We start from the raw sequence: 20,104 nt of genomic DNA, 5'->3' as shown, positions 1-20,104 counted from the left end.
GGTAACTAGATGACAAAAAGAGCACTCGGTTTAATTGAAGTAAGAGGTTATCTAGGTGCGGTGGTTGCAGCAGATGCGGCTGTTAAAGCAGCGAATGTGTCATTGCTGAATATTGAAACTGTAAAAGCAGGGTTAAATACTGTTCAATTAATAGGTGATGTGAGTGCTGTTCGGGCAGCAGTTGATGCAGCAGTAGAAGAAGTTGGTGATAAGCCCTATTATTTAGCCAGTCATGTGATTTCTAGGTTAGACGACCAAACAAATATTCTTTTTCAGTCAAGACAAGAAGAATTAACTCAAACGACAGAAGCAGTCACTGAACCTCTTGTACAAGAAGAAAATGAGACATTGGTCACAGCTGAGGAACACCCTTCAGATACTGTTGTCGAAATAGCAGATGGTGCAAAAGAAAAAACTGCCTATACTAGAGAAGAGCTAGAAAAATTAAAAGTTGTACAATTGCGTAGTATTGCCTACCGTGAAGAAGGTATTGATTTATCAAAGAAAGAGATTAAGTTTGCGAATAAGCGTTCATTGATTGAAGCTTTGATTAAAATCACAGGAAAGGAGTCATAAGGAATGTTTTTAGAGGATAAAGACTTAGTCTCAATCCAAGAAGTGCGCAACTTAATCCGTGAAGCCAAACGGGCGCAGGAGCAATTGGCAGAGATGAGCCAAGAGCAGATTGATACGATCGTGAAAGTTGTCGCAAAAGCTTGCTATGATGAGCGTGAGCGCTTGGCTAAGATGGCAGCAGAAGAGACAGGATTTGGTCGTTGGGAAGATAAGGTGATCAAAAATGCTCTGGCATCTAAAGGAATCTTAGAAGAAATCAAGGACATGAAAACCGTTGGAATTCTTCGTGAAGACAAGGAAAACAAGGTGACGGAAGTCGCTGTTCCTGTCGGTGTGATTGCTGGTTTGATCCCATCAACGAATCCAACATCAACTGTTATTTACAAAGCCTTGATTGCCTTGAAAGCAGGAAATAGTATTGTCTTTTCACCACATCCAAACGCTTTAAAGAGTATTGAAGCAACAGTTGAAGTGATTAAGCGCGCTGCTAAAAGCGCAGGTTGCCCAGATGGAGCTGTTAGTGCCATTCATCGCGTATCCATTCAAGCAACGAATGAATTGATGAAACACAACGACACCAACTTGATTTTGGCAACTGGTGGAACAGCTATGGTCAAGGCAGCTTATTCTTCAGGAACACCAGCGATTGGTGTGGGGCCTGGTAACGGTCCAGCCTTCATTGAACGCACAGCAGATGTTCCAAAAGCTGTTCGTCAGATCATGGATTCTAAGACCTTTGATAATGGTGTTATCTGTGCATCAGAGCAGTCCATCATTGTTGAAGAAGACATGAAAGCAACCGTTGTTGCAGAATTTAAAAAACAAGGTGCTTACTTTGTACCAGCAGAAGATGCTAAAAAATTGGGTGCTTTCATTATCTTGCCAAGTGGCGCTATGAATCCAAAAATGGTTGGGAAAACCCCACAAGTGATTGGAAAATTAGCTGGTATCCATGTACCTGAGAATGCCCGTGTATTGATTGCAGAAGAAACAGGCGTCGGCAAGCAACATCCATACTCAATGGAAAAACTTGCTCCAGTGTTAGGTTTCTATACGGTTAAGACATGGGAAGAAGCATGTAAGTTGAGTATGAAGATCTTGCACCACGAAGGAGCTGGTCATACTATGGCGATTCATACAAACGATGAAAACATTGTGCGTGAATTTGCTCTTAAAAAACCAGTGTCTCGTCTCTTGATTAACACACCTGCTGCTTTAGGAGGTGTCGGTGCGACAACAGGCTTGTTCCCATCCTTTACTCTAGGTTGTGGAGCTGTTGGGGGAAGTGCAACATCTGATAATATCAGCCCAGAAAATCTCTACAATGTACGTCGTGTAGCGTATGGCACTCTTGAATTGTCTGACATTCGTCAAAATGAAGGCGCGCCCACAGTTGCAAAAGAATCAACAGTCGAACAAGTAGCAGATGAAGACAAACTAGTTGAACTCTTGGTTCAACGTGTTCTTGCAAAATTAGATAAATAATTTAAAACAAACAATAACGGAGGAAACAACAAATGGCAAATGCAAACGCACTCGGAATGGTAGAAACAAAAGGTTTAGTCGGCGCAATTGAAGCAGCTGACGCAATGGTCAAAGCAGCGAACGTTACTTTAATCGGTAAAGAGCAAGTAGGTGCAGGACTTGTAACAGTTATGGTTCGTGGTGATGTTGGTGCTGTTAAAGCAGCGACAGACGCAGGTGCAGCGGCAGCAGAAAATGTTGGTGACTTGGTATCTGTTCACGTCATCCCACGTCCACATTCAGAAGTTGAAGTTATCCTACCTGTAGGAAGCCACAAAGAATAAGTCATAAAAAATAGCAACAATTAACGGAGGAAATAACAAATGGCAAATGCAAACGCACTCGGAATGGTAGAAACAAAAGGTTTAGTCGGCGCAATTGAAGCAGCTGATGCAATGGTCAAAGCAGCGAACGTTACTTTGATTGGTAAAGAGCAAGTAGGTGCAGGACTTGTAACCGTTATGGTTCGTGGTGATGTCGGTGCTGTCAAAGCAGCGACAGACGCAGGTGCAGCGGCAGCAGAAAATGTCGGTGACTTGGTATCTGTTCATGTTATTCCACGTCCACATTCAGAAGTTGAAGTTATTTTACCAAAATAATCGTTGACAAATGAGATTGTTTGGCGATGGGCTGGAATTGGCTCTGTCCCTTTCTTAGTTGATAGAGTTCATGCCGATTTCGGCCTATCCGCACAAACAAATCAGTAGAAGGATGTGAATGCATGTCAGTTCTTACAGAAGCAAAGATTAGAAAATTGTTTAGAAATGCCACGATTGCAGAAAACGGTGTTTTTGAGTTGGCAACCAATGAAAAACTGACCCCTGCTGCAAGAGGATTTCTAAATGATCATCATGTAAAGGTGGTTCATTCTAATCAGCAAAAAGGGAGAGCACCTGTATCACAATATGAAATAAGCAAAGAGCCTATTAACACTATTGAAGACTCTGTTGTGTATCCACTACTGTTTAGATTAACCAAGTTATATAGCTATTTTTTGCGCAGTCAAAGAGAATTACATTTAGCATTTCAAACTGAAAAATGTGATCAACTGGGTGTCATCCTTGCGATTCTTGAAAAAATGGTTGGACATCATATTTTAGATGATATTGCAGATTACGACACGGCAGTATTGACCAATGCGGAGTTGCAGGCCATTCGTGTCACCAAGCAATTGGATCAGCAAAATGTCATGATGGGCTATCAAGAAGCAGCGTGGCGCTTGGTTTGTTATGAAACCTATATTGAAACAACAATCGTAAGAAAAGAAATCGAGCGAGTGGCAGATAATGATCAAGATGTATTTGCGACAAAAGTTTCTCAATTATTGAAATCAATAGAAGTTTTACTATGGCTGATAGCAAGTGAATAGAGGGGAAAGGAGGTTTGAAAGTGTCGTTAGAGCAATTAGTAGATAAAATTGTTGAGCGTGTTCAAGATGAATTACAAGGAAGTTTTGAAGTAGAAGCAAGTGGACGTCACGTTCATTTGAGCCAAAAGGATTTGGACGCTTTATTTGGTCCAGGATACCAATTAACAAAGGCTAAAGACTTGTCTCAACCGGGACAGTATGCCTGTAAAGAGCGTTTGACTGTCTTGGGTCCAAAAGGAGCTTTTCATAATGTTGTCATTTTAGGACCTGTACGAAAAGAATCACAAGTTGAAGTATCATTGACAGATTGCTTACAATTAGGAACAAAAGCGCCTATCCGTGAGAGTGGCGATATTGAAGGAACACCGGGTGTTATTTTAGCCAATGGTAATCAGAGTGTGTCGCTTGATAAGGGCTTGATTGTGGCAAAACGTCACGTGCATATGACACCAGAAGACGCTAAGCGTGCAGGTGTTGAAAATCATGAGATTGTTCAAGTCAAGGTTGAGGGAGAGCGCCCGTTAATTTTTGATGATGTTGTTATTCGTGTTAGCCCTCAATTTGCAACCTATATGCACATTGATTATGATGAAGCAAATGCCTGTGGCTTTAAAAAAGGCATCCGCGGACGCATTATTAAAAAGGGATAACATACAGAAAGGCTAAAAAAGAATGGAAAATATAGACAAACTTGTCCAGCTTATCACAGACCGTTTGTTAGAAAACCTTCAGCATCAGCCAAATGAAACATCTGTTTTTTTGATTGGAAAAGAAAGTACAAGGGAATACCTAGCAAGTCACGGGTGTCGTGTAACTCAAGAGCATACGAGTGCAGACTTTGTTGTGGTAGATGATCTAGCCTTAGATGCCTTCTTACGAGTTGCTTCACTTTGCCCCGCAGACGCAAAAGAATCAAGTCTGTTAACGAGCTTATTAGAGGGTAAAAAGGTACTGATTTCTCTGGAAGCTTTTAATATAGAGCAGTATAAGCAGTCTGCTAAGTCATTGTTATACCGCGAACTGCTAGCGCAAAAAGCAAAACTCGAAAAATACGGCGCGACGTTTTATAGTGAAACTCAATTGCTGTCGCTTTTGGAAGCAAAGGAAGCAACAAAAGATGTTGTTGCCACACATCAATCAACACCTGTTTCTCAGTCATCCAAAAGTAAGCTAATCACAGAATCAAAATTACGTGCTATGCAGTTGAGTGAAGGTGATACTTTTACCCTTGAAAAAGGAATGATTGTAACAGCGTTAGCCAAGGACTATTTAAAACGTCATAAGATTAGAATTGTAAACTAAAAGGAGTAGGACTATGTTTGTTGGGAAAGTAAGGGGAAGCCTCTGGGCTACTAGAAAAGATGAAAAATTAAATGGCTTGAAATTTTTAGTAGTGGAGCGCCAATTAAATGAACATCAAACGGATCCTGCTTTGGTTATTGCGGCAGATTGTATCGGGGCTGGAGAGGGGGATCTGGTCATGGTGACAACTGGCAGTTCTGCACGTGTTAGTCTAAATAAAGAAAATGTTCCTGTTGATATGGTCGTTGCGGCCATCATTGACAAAGTAGAATATCCAGATAATGAAAACAATTAGGAGATAAACAAAGATTATGAGTATAAATGAAATCATCATTTACATCATGGTTCTATTTATGATTGTCGGTGCAATTGATAAGTGTATCGGTGGCAAATTAGGCCTAAGTGAGAAGTTTGAAGAAGGTATCATGGCAATGGGAGCCCTTTCGCTTTCAATGGCAGGGATTATGGTGGTAGCCCCCTTGTTAGCAGATATTTTAAAACCAGTCATCGTGCCTTTATATGGTTTAGTAGGAGCAGATCCGTCTATTTTTGCAACGACTTTCATCGCAAATGATATGGGTGGAGCGCCACTAGCACTTAGCCTAGCACAAGATCCAGCAGTTGGAAATTTTGCAGCCTACGTTTTAGGATCGATGATGGGGCCAACGATTGTCTTTACGATTCCGGTTGCTTTAGGAATTATTGAAAAAGAAGATCGTCCATTACTTGCTCGCGGTATTTTATATGGTTTGGTCACTGTTCCTATTGGATGTTTGGTTGGTGGTTTATTGGTGCCAGGCTTATCGGCTGGAACCTTATTGGTCAACTTGATTCCAATCATCATCGTTTCTGCCTTGATCTTCTTGGGCTTAGTAGTAGCACCAAACGGTATGATTAAGGGATTTGAAATCTTTGGGCAAATTATTGTCATCATTGCGACACTTGGTTTAGCCTTTGGTGCGGCTCAATTGCTAACAGGTAATGAATGGTTGAACAGCCTTTATCCAAGTGGAGCAGACACCTTGAAAGAAGCCTTTGAAGTGGTTGGAACAATCGCAGTTACCTTGGCCGGTGCTTTTGGTCTTGTTGCTGTCTTTACAAAAGTAGCCAATAAGCCACTTTCTGCTATCGGAAAATCATTGGGGATGAATGAAGTTGGCGCAGCAGGCTTGGTTGCCTCACTTGCTAACAATATTGCCATGTTCCAAATGTTAAAAGACATGGACAAGCGTGGTAAAATCATCAACGTTGCCTTTGCTGTTTCTGCGTCATTTGTCATCGGTGACCATTTAGGATTTACCGCTGGACAGAATGCTGAGATGATTGTACCAATGATGGTCGGTAAGATTGTTGGTGGTGTAACAGCTGTCTTGTTGGCATTTGTATTAACAAAAAAGGAAGCATAGACGAGAGGAAATAGAGAATGGCAGATGTAAATCGTTCAGAGTTGGAATCTTTAGTTCGGAAGATTTTATTAGAAGAACTCCTTGCCAAAGATACTGCTAAAAAAGTCGGGAAGTCAGGAGTTGCATCTATCGCTTTACCAAGTTTAGATGTGCGTCCAGAAGACCGTCTTGACACTGGAAATCCAGCAGACAAAGTTTATACCAGAGACTTGCTTGATTTAAAAGAAAGTCCTCGCTTGGGCTTAGGGCTAATGACAATGGAAGAAACAACCTTCCCATGGCATTTAGACTATGACGAAGTGGATTATGTGATTGAAGGCAGACTAGACATCATCGTCGGTGACGAAGTGATGTCGGCTGGACCAGGTGAGCTTCTCTTTATTCCCAAAGGAAGTGATATCAAGTTTTCTGTCAAAGGAAAAGCACGTTTTATTTATGTGACCTATCCAGCAGATTGGCAAAATCAGTAAAAAACTGAATCTAATACTAATTAATAACTACCTGAGGTTGAGACAAAAAGTACTCGGCCTCGTTTCTTTTGTAGATTGATCAGTTTGATATAGTGGTTTTTTGGGACGAAGTCGATTTCAACGAAATCACGGCTTCTGTCTTACTACTATTTTTAGTAAATATCTATGCAACACTGATTTGAAAAACGCTTTCAAAATACTTGACATTTTTTTCATTTCATAGTAAACTAATACTCGTACAAGATTAAGAAAGCAATTTCTGGCACAACGATGTGTTTTAATGAAAAAGAGAGCAACGATGCTACAAAAAATAATACTATTTTTTGTAGCATTGTTTTATTTTTTTGTAAGGACGAAGTTAATGAAAGAATTTATGCTAGCCGGAGTTTCAAGTGGTGTTGGAAAAACAACTGTCACTCTGGGAATACTAAAAGCCTTGGCAAATAGGGGCTACCAAGTTCAGCCCTATAAAGTTGGCCCTGATTACATTGATACAGCCTATCATAGCCGAATTACCAAACGAGCATCACGGAACTTGGATAGCTTTATGATTCCTGATACACTTGCTTTGGCTTGGTCTTATTATAAATGGCATCAAGATGCGGATGTTGCCGTTGTCGAAGGCGTCATGGGGTTATTTGACGGTTTAGGTACAGATAAGGATTGTGCTTCCTCATCAGATATTGCTAAAAAGCTAGGAATCCCTGTTATCTTAGTGATTGATGGGAAAGCTACATCAACCTCTGCCGCAGCAATGGTGCATGGCTTTTCTACTTTTGATCCAGAGCTTACCATTGCAGGTGTTATCGTGAATCGCGTTGCGTCTCAGAATCATTATGAATTGATTAAGGGAGCGATTGAGCGCTATACAGATGTGGAAGTTTTGGGTTATTTGCCGAAAAATATGGATGTGGATCTTCCTTCGCGTCATCTTGGGCTTATACCAGATGTAGAGATGGAAGATTTAGATCAAAAGTTTGATATTTTAGGAAAATTAGTTGAAGAGCACATTGAATTGTCCCGTCTTTTGGAGCACGTGGAAAAGGCAACTGTTCGCATGCAAAATCCCTTTGCTACTAAAAACTATGCTCCACTAACCTTAGCCTATGCGATGGACGATGCTTTCCATTTTTATTACGAGGATAATTTCGACTTATTAAGAGATTTAGGAGTGACCTTAGTTCCCTTTAGTCCGTTAAAGGATCCGCAATTACCACAAGCAGATGCTTATTATTTTGGAGGAGGTTTTCCAGAAATATATGCCAAAGAGTTAATGGCAAATGTTTCATTTCGACAATCGGTTTTAGAAGCGCATGAAAAAGGGTATCCCATCTATGCAGAATGTGGTGGCTTGATGTATCTGGGAAGCAGTCTAGAAGTTGATCAGGTGAGCTATGATATGGTTGGGATTTTCAAAGGAAAAAGTATCATGACACCACGTCTCAAACGATTTGGCTACTGTCAAGCCACAACACAAGTAGACAGTTTATTTGGTCCTAAAGGAACACAGGTTCGAGGACATGAGTTTCATCATTCTACCTTTGAAACCCAAGAAGAACCTGTTTTAGCCTTAGAGAAAACGCGAGATGGTGCTGTAGTGGCTAGCTGGACAGGGGGTTATCAAAAGAAAAATACCTTTGCTAGTTACTTGCATGTTCATTTTTACCAAGGAGAATCCTTGCTTCATCATTGGCTGAACTACATTCAAGAGGCGCGCTAATATGGCAATTATCAGTATTCTAATAGCCCTCTTATGTGATTGGCTAATCGGTGATCCCTACTCATGGCCTCATCCTGTCAAATGGATTGGAAGTTATATCCAGTTTTGCCTCTCTCTTTATCAGAAACGCCGGATTCCTCCGTATGTCTTTGGTTTTCTGTTGTGGGGAACAACGGTCGGACTTGCGGTTACTGGTGTATGGCTTGTTTTGTGGCTTGCTCTGCGTGTGCATCCTATTGTCTATTGGGTGATATCGATTTACTTAGCCTATGCTAGCCTAGCGACCAGAAGTTTAGCTGTTGAGGCTTTGAAGGTTTATCGAACGCTAAAAACAGGAACCATCGAAGAAGCACGCTACCAAGTGAGTATGATTGTTGGTCGAGATACCGCAGAGTTGACACATTCTGAAATTACAAAAGCGACCATTGAAACAGTCGCTGAAAATACAAGTGACGGTGTGATTGGTCCGCTTCTTTGTCTGTTACTTGGTGGTCCGGTCTTAGCCATCGCCTATAAAGCCATCAATACCTTGGATTCTATGGTTGGCTATAAGACAGAAAAATACCGTCAAATCGGTTACATTTCTGCGAAAATCGATGATTTGGCAAATTTAGTGCCTGCGCGGGTCACATGGGTTTGCCTAATGCTGGCGAGTCATGTTTTGCAACTAAATGCGAAAGACGCGTATCGGATTGGTGTCAGGGATCGTTATCAGCATGCCAGCCCAAACAGTGCTTTTTCTGAAGCTGTGGTAGCAGGAGCACTTGGCATTCAGTTGGGCGGTGCTCACATCTATCATGGAGAGCTGATTGAGAAGCCGACCATTGGTGATGCCACACGAGAAGTTGTTGCTGAAGATATTGTTACGACTGTTTCTCTTCTTTATATGAGTACAATGATCGCTTTGATAGCTGGTGTCATTGTGTCGCTCATTTTATCAATCTTATAGGAGTTTTATTGATGTCATATATCCAAAATCCTTCTTCTATTGAGGAAAAAAGTTTTAAGATCATCCAATCTGTTATCGATGAGGAGCATGCAGGCTATACTTTTCAAACCGAGATGGAAGAGTCTATTATCAAACGTGCGATTCATACGTCAGGTGATTTTGATTACTTATATAATCTGCGTTTTACCCATCATGTCAATGACAAAATCATTGAAGTGCTGCAAAATAAGGGAACGATTTTTGTGGATTCTTCAATTTCACTAAATGGCATCAATAAGCGGGTTTTAGACCAAATGGGAGTTAAGTACCAGTGTTTGATCAATAACGAAGAAGTGGTCAACTTAGCTCGTGAAAAGCAAATCACGCGTGCCATGGCAGCGGTTGAATATGCAGCAAAAATTGAAGGACCAAAGATTTTTGCTTTTGGTGGAGCTCCTACGGCACTCTTTCACTTGCTAGAATTAGTGGAACAAGGTTTGGTGCAGGCTGATGCGGTAATTGGTGTTCCTGTTGGCTTTATCAATGTTGAAGAATCGAAAAATGCTCTACTAGAGTCATCTGTGCCTGCGATTGCAACGGTTGGTCGCAAAGGGGGCAGCACTATTGTCGTGGCTATTATCAATGCCATTATTTATCAAATGCGAGAAGTGATAACCGATGATTATGTTCGTTATTCAACTCCGACCACTAAAAAAGAGGGAGAAAATTGATGTCCTACCTGAAAGAAGCACACAAGATTGAAGCCGCAAGTTTTCAAAAAATCCAAGAAATCATTGACCAAGAGCATCCGTCTATCACCTTTTCTGATCCATTTGAAGAAGCGGTGTTAAAGAGAGTTGTTTTTGCCAGTGCCGATTTTGATTACCTCTATCAGATCAAATTTTCTCACGATGTGATTCAAAAAATTATCTATGTTTTGACAAATAAAGGCACGATTTTTACAGATACAACAATGGTGTTAGGAGGGTTTAATAAAACCTTGCTCGAACAAAGAGGAGTGGCCTATCGTTGCCTAGTCAATGAGCCAGAGATTTTCAAAGAGGCGAAAGAAAAAGGGATCACGCGTTCCATGGCAGCAGTTGAATATGCTGCAAAGGTAGAGGGCCCTAAGCTATTTGTCTTTGGAAATGCGCCGACTTCTATCTTTAAAGTGTTAGATATGGTAGAAGAAGGGCGCCTCGATCCTGATGCAGTAGTTGGTGTTCCCGTTGGTTTTGTGGGAGCTGCTGAGTCAAAATTGCAGTTGCACGAAAGTTCTATTCCTTCTATTGCAGCGCTAGGTCGCAAGGGTGGAAGCACCATTGCAGCCGCAATTATCAATGCGATTTTGTATCAATTGGGCGATGAAACCGAAGATTATCGCCGTTGCACGGCATTTGGAAAATCATAGATAGGTATGTCTAGGAAAGGGTTAAAGAATGGATGAATACGTCTATGTTGATGGAAAAAAGTTAAAGCGGGGCTATACAACAGGGACTTGTGCCACCGCAGCGACAGTGGCTGCGCTTTACATGATTTTAAATCAGGAGATTGAAGAAAAAATAACCGTTCAGACAGCGTCTGGTGTCGAAGTGACGATGGACATTCAAAATCCCTCTTATGAGCTCGAAAAAGCAACAGCAGCTGTCGAAAAAGATGGTGGAGATGACGCAGACGCCACACACGGGCTTTTGATTTACTCTACAGTCACTCTATTACCTGACCAGACAGACATTGAGATTGACGGTGGTATTGGAGTTGGTCGGGTGACAGAAGAAGGTCTTGCCAATCCTGTTGGCATGGCTGCGATTAACCCAACTCCTAGACGCATGATTGAAAAATCCGTCAGAGAAATTATTGGCGACAATTGTGGTGCTCATGTCTTGATCTGGGTGCCAGGAGGTGAAGAGCGAGCCAAGTTAACCTATAATCCCCGCTTGGGAATTGTAGGTGGTATTTCAATTTTAGGAACAACAGGGATTGTGAATCCAATGTCAGAAGACAGCTGGAAAGCAGCGATTACTGTTGAATTGACCATGTTATACAACCAAGGTTATCGCTCAGTAGTCCTAGCTCCGGGGAATTATGGGGAGGATTTCACAACAACTGTGCTAGGAATTGACAAATCACGCATTGTCAATATGAGTAATTTCGTAGGTCATGTTCTAAAAGAAGTGCAGCGGATTGGCTTTACCAAGGTTTTAATTGTCGGTCATATGGGAAAATTAGTCAAGGTGGCATCAGGCATTTTCTCAACTCATAGTAAGGATGCTGATGCACGTATGGAAACCTTGATTGCCAATCTGGCATTGATGGGAGCACCCCTTGACTTATTAGAAAAAGTAGATGGTTGTACAACGACCGAAGCTGCTGGTGAAGCGATTAAAGAGTACGGCTATGAAGGCGTCTATCAAATTTTGGCGGATAAGATTAAGTTCCGCAGCGAACGCTTGCTCAAGTATAGAAAGCCAGAGGTTCATATAGATGTTGTGTTATTTGCGTCAAAAGAAGGCTATCTAGCGTCTACAAAACCGTTAGACATGATTAAGGAGGAATGGAGATGATAGACGTTGTAGGAATTGGACCGGGTGATGTATCCTATGGGCTGTTAGGGAGTGAAGCACTCTATGAGCAAGCTGATTACATCTTAGGGAGCGAACGTCATTTAGAGATTCTACCTGCCCAATATGCCCATAAAGGAGTTGTTCCTCCTAAGAAATTAGCGGCGTTAGAAAGCTTGATTGCTAGCTATCCGGAAGAAAGCCATATTGTGTATTTAGTATCGGGTGATCCTCTTATCTATGGATTGGGGAAATGGATGTCAGAAAAATTCAAAGGGCGGACACGTATTTTTTCAGGGATCAGTGCGATGCAGTACCTAGCTAGTCAGGCATTTATCCCAATGAATGATGCTTACCTGACCAGCAGCCATGCTAAGACACCCGACTTTGATCTGATTATGAGCTTGTCAAAGGTCTTCATGGTAACGGATGATAACGTAGGGCCGTATCAAATTGCACAAGAAGCTGTCAAACGAGGACTGAAAAAGACCATCATCATAGGTGAACAATTAAGTTATGATGATGAGAAGATTACGATTTTGCCAGCAAGCGAAGTCCAGAATAGAAAGTATAAAATGAATGTGGTGGTGGTAATGGATGAGAGATAGTGAATTTATTCGGACCAAGGTTCCGATGACAAAAGAAGAAATTCGAGCGATTAGCTTGGATAAATTGCAGTTGCACCGAGCCAAACGCATGCTTGATGTTGGCTCAGGTACAGGGAGCGTTACCATTCAGGCGGCCCATACCTACCCGAACTTAGAGGTTGTGGCAGTGGAGCGCAATCCAGATGCTGTCGCGCTGACCCGTCAAAATATAGAGCATTTTCAATGTCACAATGTGACCTTTCATGAAGGCCTAGCGCCTATTGAGCTTGAAGGAACCTTTGATGCGATATTTGTTGGTGGAACAGGTGGCAATATGCAGGAGATCTTTGACTGGTGCCACCAATTGCTAGAAGACGGAGGGCGATTGGTACTTAATTTCATTCTCATGGAAAATGCCTTAGAAGCAGCTCAAATTGCTGAGGAGATGAACTGGGAAGATGTCGAGGTCGTCTCGATTCAGGCTAGCCGTTTTACAGGACTAGGCAAGGGACATTATTTTAAACCTCAAAATCCAACGATCATTGTGTCGTGTCAAAAATCAGAAAATAAGGAGTAGAGATGTCTAAAGTACATTTTGTAGGAGCAGGTCCAGGTGATGTGGACTTAATCACATTAAAAGGGTATAAGCAGTTGTCACAGGCTGATGTAGTCATTTATGCGGGATCATTGGTCAATCCTGCTTTGTTAGACTATTGCAAGGAAGGTGCAGAGATCTATGACAGTGCTAGCATGCACTTGATGGAAATTATTGACGTTATGGAAGCTAGTGTCAAAGCAGGCAAAGATGTTGTTCGCCTGCAAACGGGGGATTTTTCGATTTACGGTTCTATTCGTGAACAGACAGAGGAGATGAAAAAAAGAGGCATTGTCTTTGACTGTACCCCAGGTGTAAGTTCCTTCTTAGGGGCAGCTTCTAGTATTGGGACAGAGTATACGGTACCAGAGGTTTCTCAAAGCGTCATTATCACTCGGATGGCTGGGCGCACTCCAGTACCAGATCGAGAATCTCTTAGAAGTTATGCTCAACATCGGACTTCTATGGCGATTTTTCTCTCGATCCAGGGAATTGAAAAAGTCGTTGAGGAGTTGGTTGAGGGAGGCTATCCTTCAACGACACCTGTGGCTGTCATCTATAAGGCGACTTGGCCAGAGGAAAAGAAGGTCTTTGGAACTTTGGAAACGATTGCTGAGAAAGTCACTGAAGCAGGAATTACCAAAACAGCCCTAATCTTAGTGGGTGACTTCTTAGGGCAGGAGTTCTACTATTCTAAGCTCTACCACGAGGAGTTTGAACACGAATTTCGACACGGAAAGAGCAGCCATGCCCAATAATCAGTCGCACTATGCTCTGGTTGCTCTGACAGAGACGGGAAAAGCAACAGCGCTTGCATTGCAAGAAAAGCTCCAAACTAATAGTCAGGTCTATACCATGCCCAAATTAGCAGATGACAGAGCCCATGCGCTAGAGGGAAGTCCAATCCAAGCGATTGCTCATCTCTTTACAACGGTGGATGTCTTAGTTTGCATCATGGCAACGGGAATTGTTGTTCGCGCTATTGCACCAGTGGTTGTTGACAAGGCAGCTGATCCAGCAGTGATTGTCATGGACGAAAAAGCGACCAATGTGATTAGTCTTTTAAGTGGTCATTTAGGAGGCGCAAATGACCTCACCCAGCGGATTGCCCAATTGATGGGAGCAAATCCAGTGATTACGACAGCGACAGATGTGCAAGAGGTGACTGCTTTGGATACTCTCGCCCAATCGGTCAATGGCTGGCGGGCGGAACTTCGTCCTTTGATTAAGCCGTTTAATAGCTATTTAGGCCAGAAAAAAACCGTCTATTTCTACCAAGAAAAAGACTGGGTGACCGATCTAAGAGGGCTAACGGTTCTTACCAAAGAAGAGTTGGATGCGACTTTAGCAGGGCAAGACCCCTTGATTCTTTTGACGACTAAGGAGTGCTTGATTCAGCGGGAAAATCTAGCTGTCATCTATCCCAAGCCCTATATCTTAGGCGTCGGAGCCAGAAAAGACATTGCACCAGAAATCTTTAAAGAGGGCTTTGAACTGTTTTGCCAGCAGGAAAGTATTCACCCGAATGAAATCGCTAAGATTGTCAGTATTGATGTCAAAAAAGAAGAAAAAGCAATTTTAGCTTTAGCAAAAGAATTGGATTGTCCCTTTGAGACCTTCTCAAAAGAAGAACTAGCAACCGTTGCGGACAAATACCCTCAATCGGCCTTTGTCAAAAAGACAGTAGGAGTAGGAAGTGTTGCCCTAGCTAGTGCAGATGTTGCAAGTGGCGGTCAGGTCATCACCGAACGCTTCGCTAGAGATGGCTGTACCTATGCGTTAGCGAAAATAAGAAATCATAAATAATTGAATTCGGACTACGAGCGGTGTAAAAAAGATAGGCAGCTGTTCCAACTTTAGTTGGCTACAGCTGAGAATCCATCCCTTTAGTGGATAGAGTTCCTTGTGTTCCTTTGAACACTTCGTCAACCTCCTATTTTTACAGTGCTCGCTTTACGGCTTTTATATCTTAGCGGTAGCTAGCTGGTTACTCACAGCATTTCATTTGTGACTAATCTAGCTATCCTCGCCGGGATCTCACAACGAGCTTAAGAAAAAGTGTCTCGATCTTATCTTTTTTAGATTAAAGCTGTTGACGCAGTAGCTGATTGATTTCTAATACGCCGATAAATCGGCTTTTACAAACCTAATCAGCAGTGGCTCATTGGTGCTAAAGCACCTAATGACCTGTGCAGGGGTAAGACTAAGTTGGCACGGGCAACAAGTCTTACTCCCAGCCTTGCGGGGCTGTGACTACAAAATCGAATTTCTTCGAATTTACCGATTTTTGTCCCACCGCCTGTTCGGCCGCCTATTTTTGCTTTGAGTTTTTAACGCCCTCGTATCTTACTGAATTGAACTCGCCCTAAACTCTGTGCAAAAAAGATAAGTCTTCCTAGAGTCCGGAGACTCTTCGTCAGACTTCCTATTTTTGCTTTGAGTTTTTAACGGGCTCGTATCTTACTGAATTGAACCCGCCCTAAACTCTGTGCAAAAAAGATAAGTCTTCCTAGAGTCCNGAGACTCTTCGTCAGACTTCCTATTTTTGCTTTGAGTTTTTAACGGGCTCGTATCTTAATATAAGGAGAAACTATGTTATATGTTATTGGCTTAGGCCCAGGAAAAGAAGAATTGATGTCTCAAGAAGCGCTAGATGCGATCAAGGATTGTGAGATTATTGTGGGTTATTCCACTTATATGCGCTTGATTCGTGATTTGGTCAAGGATAAAGAACATGTCGCAACAGGAATGAGACAGGAAATTGATCGTTGCCAAAAGGCTATTGATTTGGCATTAGAGACGGAGAAAAATGTTGGGGTTGTCTCTAGTGGTGATGCAGGTGTGTACGGTATGGCAGGCTTGATTTTAGAGTTGATTGGTGACAATGCTGACTTGGAAGTCAAAGTCATTCCAGGAATCACAGCTAGCTTAGGAGCTGCTGCGGTCATGGGAGCCCCTCTCATGAATGATTTTTGCCATATTAGCTTGAGTGACTTGATGACTCCGATGTCAGTGATTGAAAAACGTCTACATGCAGCGGCACAAGGAGACTTTGTTATTTGTCTATACAATCCAAGAAGTAAAGGGCGTCCTGATCACTTGTCAAAAGCATTATCCATCATTTCTCAGTACAAATCTGAGGATACAATCGTGGGAATTGGAAAGGACGTCGGTCGGAAAAAAGAAGATTATATTTTAACAACTATCAAGGATTTAGACGAATCCTTAGTAGATATGACGACCATTGTCATTATTGGCAATAAAGAAACTTATGTGAAAAATGGACGTATGATCACCCCTCGAGGCTATACGCTATGATGAAGTTATTGTTAGGGGGAACTTCAGATAGCACAGCGATTTTAAGTTTATTAAACGACATGGAGATTGCTGTCACAAGCTCTGTTGTCACAGACTATGGGAAGCATCTGGCTTCAAAGTGGGGGCAGCCTGTGATTCAGGGGCGTATGACTGCCGAGGATATGGTGGCCTTTATCCAACAGAATCAGGTAGATGAAATCATTGATGCCACACATCCTTTTGCAGACATTGTCTCAAAAGAAGCCATTCGAGCAGCAGAGTTAGCGGGTATTTCCTATCTGCGTTTTGAGCGTAGTGCTACGCTTGATTTGAGTGGCAGTATCGTCGTTCATTCCACAGAAGAAGCGATCGAAGTTATCCGAAAAAAAGATTATGGAACGGTCTATCTTGGAACAGGGAGTAAAACCTTGCCCTTGTTTGTCAAGGGCTTGCCAGACAAGCGAATCGTGGCTCGTGTGCTTCCGACATCTGAGGTGCTCCTTGCTTGCGAAGCCTTAGGCATGGTTGCCGATCAGATTGATGCGATTAAAGCTCCTTTTTCAAAAGAGTGCAACAAGGAGTTGATTGCACGCGCCAAAGCAGATGTTTTTGTGTCCAAAGAAAGTGGAACGGTTGGCGGCATCCGAGAAAAGATTGATGGCTGTCTGGAGCTGGGAATTGATTGCATTATCATTTCTCGGCCCTTGATTGATTATCCCAAAATGGTGTCAACGATCGAGGAGCTAGAAGCATATCTGACAAAAACAAATCGGTAAAAAGGAAAGGAAGATAATGACGGGTTTTGTAACATTATTAGGAGCGGGTCCAGGTGATGTGGATCTGCTAACCGTAAAAGGAGTTAGACGCTTACAAGAAGCAGATGTCCTAGTATTTGACCGCTTGGTCAATCCTTCTCTTTTGCGTTATGTCAAGGCGGATTGTGAAATAATAGATGTTGGCAAACAGCCTGGCATGCCTTGTGTTCGCCAAGAAGAGATTGAGAACATTCTCATCACAAAAGCAAAAGAAGGCAAACGTGTGGTTCGTTTGAAGAGTGGGGATCCTTACATTTTTGGACGTGGTGGTGAAGAAGCCAGCACTCTTGTGAAGGCTGGTGTGGCTTTTGAAGTTGTTCCAGGAATTACATCAGCAATTGCAGGTCTTGCTTATGCGGGAATTCCTATGACTTATCGGGATATCGCAACTAGCTTTCACGTTTTCACAGGTCATCTAAAGGATGAGACAGAAGCCCTCAATTGGGAAGCTATTTCCCAATTGAAAGGAACGTTAGTCTTTTTGATGGGCATGAAACACTTGGAAACGATCGTGCATGAATTACGAACAAGAGGATTTGACAAAGAAACACCAGTAGCTATCATTGAGTGGGGAACTCATCCTCAGCAGCGCTCGATTGATGGGAATTTGGAAACGATTGTGTCGTTGGTAGCTGAACATGCGTTTAAAGCACCAAGTCTCATTGTAGTTGGAGACGTCGTAGCGTTCCGCAAAGAGCTAAACTTCTATGAGCACCTACCACTGTTTGCAAAGAAAATTGTGATTCAAGAATCACCGACAGGCAAATTACCAACCTTACTAAAGGATGATGGTGCCAATCTCGTCACCTTCCCAGCTCGCAATAAGGTTGAAAAATTGACCTGTGACTTGCCCGATTTGTCAACGGTGGACGGTCTGCTCATTGCTGACACCCAAAGCTGGGGCTTATTATTAGAGCTGCTACGTCAGGAAAAGATTGACCTACGCACGCTTGCGCATATCAGGTTTGCAGCAATTGGCCAGCATACCATAAAAGAAATCGAGCGTTCGGGAATCTTGCTTGAGCATAAAGGGGCTACCATGACAGACGCTGCTCTTTTGGCAGCTATGAGTGAGGAAAAAGGAAACTGGTATAGTATAGCACCACGACATAAGGCAGAAGAGTTAGCACGTCTCTATCCTTTCCCTGTTTTGAAAACGCATTCGCTAGGATTTGAGGACACATTAGAGAAGATTGACTGGGCAGAGATAGAAGCCGTTTGCTTGCCTAACTCTGTAGCAGCCATGAACTTTGTTGCCTTTGCTAAAGAAACTGGAGTAACATCTTTAGATATCCCGATTGTTGTCATGGGAGAAAGTACCAGCGAGGTATTAAAACAAGCAGGCTTCACGTCTCTCATCATGACGGACGACTTAACGATTGCCTCCATTCGTGATAAGTGTAGAGAAATCCTGAAAAGGAGCGCCAAATGACAAAAGCTATTTTAGTGGTGAGTTTTGGAACGACCTATCCAGAAACAAGAAAAAAAACGATTGAAGCCTGCGAGCTAGCCATTCAAAGACGTTTTACAGGCTATCAGGTTTACCGTGCCTTTACGTCTACGATTGTCATGCGTCGAATCAAGGAAAACGAAAACTTGATTGTGCCGACTGTTAAGGAAGCTCTGGAACAGATGAGTGCCCGAGGCATTCGTGAAGTCTATATTCAGCCTCTTCACATTATTTTAGGAGCTGAGTATGAGAAAATTGTGACACAGGCCAAAGAATTTACAGCTGCCTTTGATGTTTTAAAAATCGGAAAACCTCTTTTAAATAGCCAAGAAGACTATGAGAAAGTGAGGGCAGTTCTCCTTGAGAAATACGGTCAGTTTGGTGAGAAGTCTGCGACGGTTTTAATGGGGCATGGTAGTCAACATTACGCTTTTACAGCCTATGCTGCCATGGATCACATGCTAGCAGGTTCTCCTGTTAGACTTGGGTGCGTAGAGAGCTATCCTCCGATTGACATGATTGAAGCGCAATTGCAAAAGGATGCTATCACAGATGTTCATTTAGCCCCTTTTATGTTGGTAGCAGGTGATCATGCTACTAATGACTTGGTGTCAGAAGCTGACGATTCATGGTATACCTATTTTGCATCGCGAGGGTATCAGGTCTCTAGTCATTTGATTGGTCTTGGAGAATATGCTGAAATTCAAGAGCTTTACATTGAGCATTTAGAAGAAATTATACAGTAGGAGGCGCAGATGGCAAAATTTTATGGAATTGGTATCGGTCCGGGTGATAGCGAGTTAGTGACTGTCAAAGCTAGTCGTTTGCTGGGAGATTTGGACATTGTCTATACACCAGAAGCTAAAAAACGAAGCAAAAGCCTAGCGCTTTCAATCGCTGAACCCTATCTAAGTGAGCAGTTGGAAATTAAGCAACGCCATTTTCCGATGATTGCTTCACTAGATGAAAAGAAAAAACAGTGGGAAGCGATTGCTGCTGAAATTGTGGAAGATGTTCAAGCTGGGAAAAATGTTGGCTTTATTACTCTGGGTGATCCTATGGTATATAGTACCTACAGCTATTTATTAGATATTTTAAAAGAAGATATTGAAACACAAACGATTCCAGGGATTACTTCTTTTACGAGCATGGCTTCTGAACTGGGGCAGCCCTTAACAATGGACGAAGAATCTTTTGCAGTCGTTCCTGCCACAACTGATGTCGAAAAGATGGACGCAGCCCTGCGATTGCACGATACAGTTGTTTTGATGAAGGTGGCCAACCACCTAGATGTCGTTCTTCCCTTACTAGCGAAACACCAGCTATTAGAGCAGACATTTTTAGTGAGCCATTCTTCATCAGAAAAACAAATCATAATGAAAGGAGTGGATAAGCTAGCACCCGACAGCAAACTGAGCTACTTTACAACAATGATTGTCAAGAAAAATGTGTTGTGAAAACTAAGATACGATGGCGTTTGACACGAGTATTACTCGTTTTATGT

24 protein-coding genes are annotated in these 20,104 nt (G+C 42.3%); all 24 read left to right on the top strand.

Translation table 11 applies throughout. From position 1 onward, the window contains the following. Positions 1-9: 9 nt before the first annotated feature. The 24 genes from A3I5_RS0106855 to A3I5_RS0106740 all read left to right on the top strand — a co-directional run bounded on the left by A3I5_RS0106855 (position 10) and on the right by A3I5_RS0106740 (position 20,057). Complete coding sequence (locus A3I5_RS0106855; protein WP_018373871.1) at positions 10-576, top strand: BMC domain-containing protein; 567 nt, start codon at positions 10-12, stop codon at positions 574-576. Positions 577-579: 3 nt separating this feature from the next. After that, positions 580-2,061: an acetaldehyde dehydrogenase (acetylating) gene (locus A3I5_RS0106850; RefSeq protein WP_018373870.1), complete on the top strand. Its 1,482-nt coding sequence runs from the start codon at positions 580-582 to the stop codon at positions 2,059-2,061. 32 nt (positions 2,062-2,093) lie between these two features. Beyond that, complete coding sequence (locus A3I5_RS0106845) at positions 2,094-2,384, top strand: BMC domain-containing protein (protein WP_018373869.1); 291 nt, start codon at positions 2,094-2,096, stop codon at positions 2,382-2,384. 39 nt (positions 2,385-2,423) lie between these two features. Then, on the top strand, positions 2,424-2,699 hold the full coding sequence (locus A3I5_RS0106840; RefSeq protein ID WP_018373868.1) for a BMC domain-containing protein: 276 nt from the start codon (positions 2,424-2,426) through the stop codon (positions 2,697-2,699). Positions 2,700-2,821: 122 nt separating this feature from the next. Then, complete coding sequence (locus A3I5_RS0106835) at positions 2,822-3,469, top strand: hypothetical protein (protein WP_018373867.1); 648 nt, start codon at positions 2,822-2,824, stop codon at positions 3,467-3,469. 20 nt (positions 3,470-3,489) lie between these two features. After that, positions 3,490-4,119 (top strand): ethanolamine utilization phosphate acetyltransferase EutD, encoded by a 630-nt coding sequence (gene eutD / locus A3I5_RS0106830; protein ID WP_018373866.1) that lies wholly within the window; start codon positions 3,490-3,492, stop codon positions 4,117-4,119. A 22-nt stretch (positions 4,120-4,141) separates the two neighbouring features. Then, entirely contained in the window at positions 4,142-4,771 is a 630-nt protein-coding gene (locus A3I5_RS0106825) for a hypothetical protein (RefSeq protein ID WP_018373865.1), read from the top strand. A gap of 13 nt (positions 4,772-4,784) precedes the next feature. Next, positions 4,785-5,066, top strand: a complete 282-nt coding sequence (locus tag A3I5_RS0106820) for a EutN/CcmL family microcompartment protein (RefSeq protein WP_018373864.1) — start codon at positions 4,785-4,787, stop codon at positions 5,064-5,066. Between the two features lie 16 nt (positions 5,067-5,082). After that, positions 5,083-6,177: an ethanolamine utilization protein EutH gene (locus tag A3I5_RS0106815; RefSeq protein WP_018373863.1), complete on the top strand. Its 1,095-nt coding sequence runs from the start codon at positions 5,083-5,085 to the stop codon at positions 6,175-6,177. Between the two features lie 17 nt (positions 6,178-6,194). Continuing rightward, positions 6,195-6,647 carry a cupin domain-containing protein gene (locus A3I5_RS0106810; protein ID WP_018373862.1) on the top strand — a complete coding sequence of 151 codons (453 nt, stop codon included), beginning with the start codon at positions 6,195-6,197 and terminating at the stop codon, positions 6,645-6,647. Between the two features lie 361 nt (positions 6,648-7,008). Beyond that, the gene (locus A3I5_RS0106805) at positions 7,009-8,367 is read left to right on the top strand and encodes a cobyrinic acid a,c-diamide synthase CobB (RefSeq protein WP_018373861.1); all 1,359 of its coding nucleotides are present in this window, start codon (positions 7,009-7,011) and stop codon (positions 8,365-8,367) included. Between the two features lies 1 nt (position 8,368). Continuing rightward, the gene (gene cbiB, locus A3I5_RS0106800; RefSeq protein ID WP_018373860.1) at positions 8,369-9,316 is read left to right on the top strand and encodes an adenosylcobinamide-phosphate synthase CbiB; all 948 of its coding nucleotides are present in this window, start codon (positions 8,369-8,371) and stop codon (positions 9,314-9,316) included. 11 nt (positions 9,317-9,327) lie between these two features. Continuing rightward, the gene (locus tag A3I5_RS0106795) at positions 9,328-10,026 is read left to right on the top strand and encodes a cobalt-precorrin-8 methylmutase (protein WP_018373859.1); all 699 of its coding nucleotides are present in this window, start codon (positions 9,328-9,330) and stop codon (positions 10,024-10,026) included. Beyond that, positions 10,026-10,706 (top strand): cobalt-precorrin-8 methylmutase, encoded by a 681-nt coding sequence (locus A3I5_RS0106790; protein WP_018373858.1) that lies wholly within the window; start codon positions 10,026-10,028, stop codon positions 10,704-10,706. The genes A3I5_RS0106795 and A3I5_RS0106790 overlap by 1 nt, the downstream gene beginning before the upstream one ends. 28 nt (positions 10,707-10,734) lie before the next feature. After that, on the top strand, positions 10,735-11,859 hold the full coding sequence (gene cbiD, locus A3I5_RS0106785; RefSeq protein WP_018373857.1) for a cobalt-precorrin-5B (C(1))-methyltransferase CbiD: 1,125 nt from the start codon (positions 10,735-10,737) through the stop codon (positions 11,857-11,859). Continuing rightward, on the top strand, positions 11,850-12,464 hold the full coding sequence (locus tag A3I5_RS0106780; RefSeq protein ID WP_026216972.1) for a cobalt-precorrin-7 (C(5))-methyltransferase: 615 nt from the start codon (positions 11,850-11,852) through the stop codon (positions 12,462-12,464). The genes cbiD and A3I5_RS0106780 overlap by 10 nt, the downstream gene beginning before the upstream one ends. Further along, positions 12,454-13,020 carry a decarboxylating cobalt-precorrin-6B (C(15))-methyltransferase gene (locus tag A3I5_RS0106775; RefSeq protein ID WP_018373855.1) on the top strand — a complete coding sequence of 189 codons (567 nt, stop codon included), beginning with the start codon at positions 12,454-12,456 and terminating at the stop codon, positions 13,018-13,020. The genes A3I5_RS0106780 and A3I5_RS0106775 overlap by 11 nt, the downstream gene beginning before the upstream one ends. Positions 13,021-13,022: 2 nt before the next feature. Next, entirely contained in the window at positions 13,023-13,796 is a 774-nt protein-coding gene (locus A3I5_RS0106770) for a cobalt-precorrin-4 methyltransferase (protein WP_018373854.1), read from the top strand. Beyond that, the gene (locus A3I5_RS0106765; RefSeq protein ID WP_018373853.1) at positions 13,786-14,844 is read left to right on the top strand and encodes a cobalt-precorrin 5A hydrolase; all 1,059 of its coding nucleotides are present in this window, start codon (positions 13,786-13,788) and stop codon (positions 14,842-14,844) included. Before A3I5_RS0106770 ends, A3I5_RS0106765 begins: the two co-directional genes overlap by 11 nt. 786 nt (positions 14,845-15,630) lie before the next feature. Continuing rightward, on the top strand, positions 15,631-16,356 hold the full coding sequence (gene cobJ / locus A3I5_RS0106760; RefSeq protein WP_018373852.1) for a precorrin-3B C(17)-methyltransferase: 726 nt from the start codon (positions 15,631-15,633) through the stop codon (positions 16,354-16,356). After that, positions 16,353-17,111, top strand: a complete 759-nt coding sequence (gene cobK, locus A3I5_RS0106755; RefSeq protein ID WP_018373851.1) for a precorrin-6A reductase — start codon at positions 16,353-16,355, stop codon at positions 17,109-17,111. The genes cobJ and cobK overlap by 4 nt, the downstream gene beginning before the upstream one ends. A gap of 16 nt (positions 17,112-17,127) precedes the next feature. Continuing rightward, entirely contained in the window at positions 17,128-18,582 is a 1,455-nt protein-coding gene (gene cobA / locus A3I5_RS0106750) for a uroporphyrinogen-III C-methyltransferase (protein WP_018373850.1), read from the top strand. Further along, on the top strand, positions 18,579-19,346 hold the full coding sequence (locus tag A3I5_RS0106745; protein WP_018373849.1) for a sirohydrochlorin cobaltochelatase: 768 nt from the start codon (positions 18,579-18,581) through the stop codon (positions 19,344-19,346). Before cobA ends, A3I5_RS0106745 begins: the two co-directional genes overlap by 4 nt. A gap of 9 nt (positions 19,347-19,355) precedes the next feature. Then, positions 19,356-20,057 carry a cobalt-factor II C(20)-methyltransferase gene (locus A3I5_RS0106740; RefSeq protein WP_018373848.1) on the top strand — a complete coding sequence of 234 codons (702 nt, stop codon included), beginning with the start codon at positions 19,356-19,358 and terminating at the stop codon, positions 20,055-20,057. Positions 20,058-20,104: the final 47 nt, after the last annotated feature.

Source organism: Streptococcus merionis DSM 19192, from assembly GCF_000380085.1.
Lineage (GTDB): Bacteria > Bacillota > Bacilli > Lactobacillales > Streptococcaceae > Streptococcus > Streptococcus merionis.
Note: the sequence above shows the minus strand (reverse complement) of the source record. Positions and strands in the feature narration are given on the sequence as shown.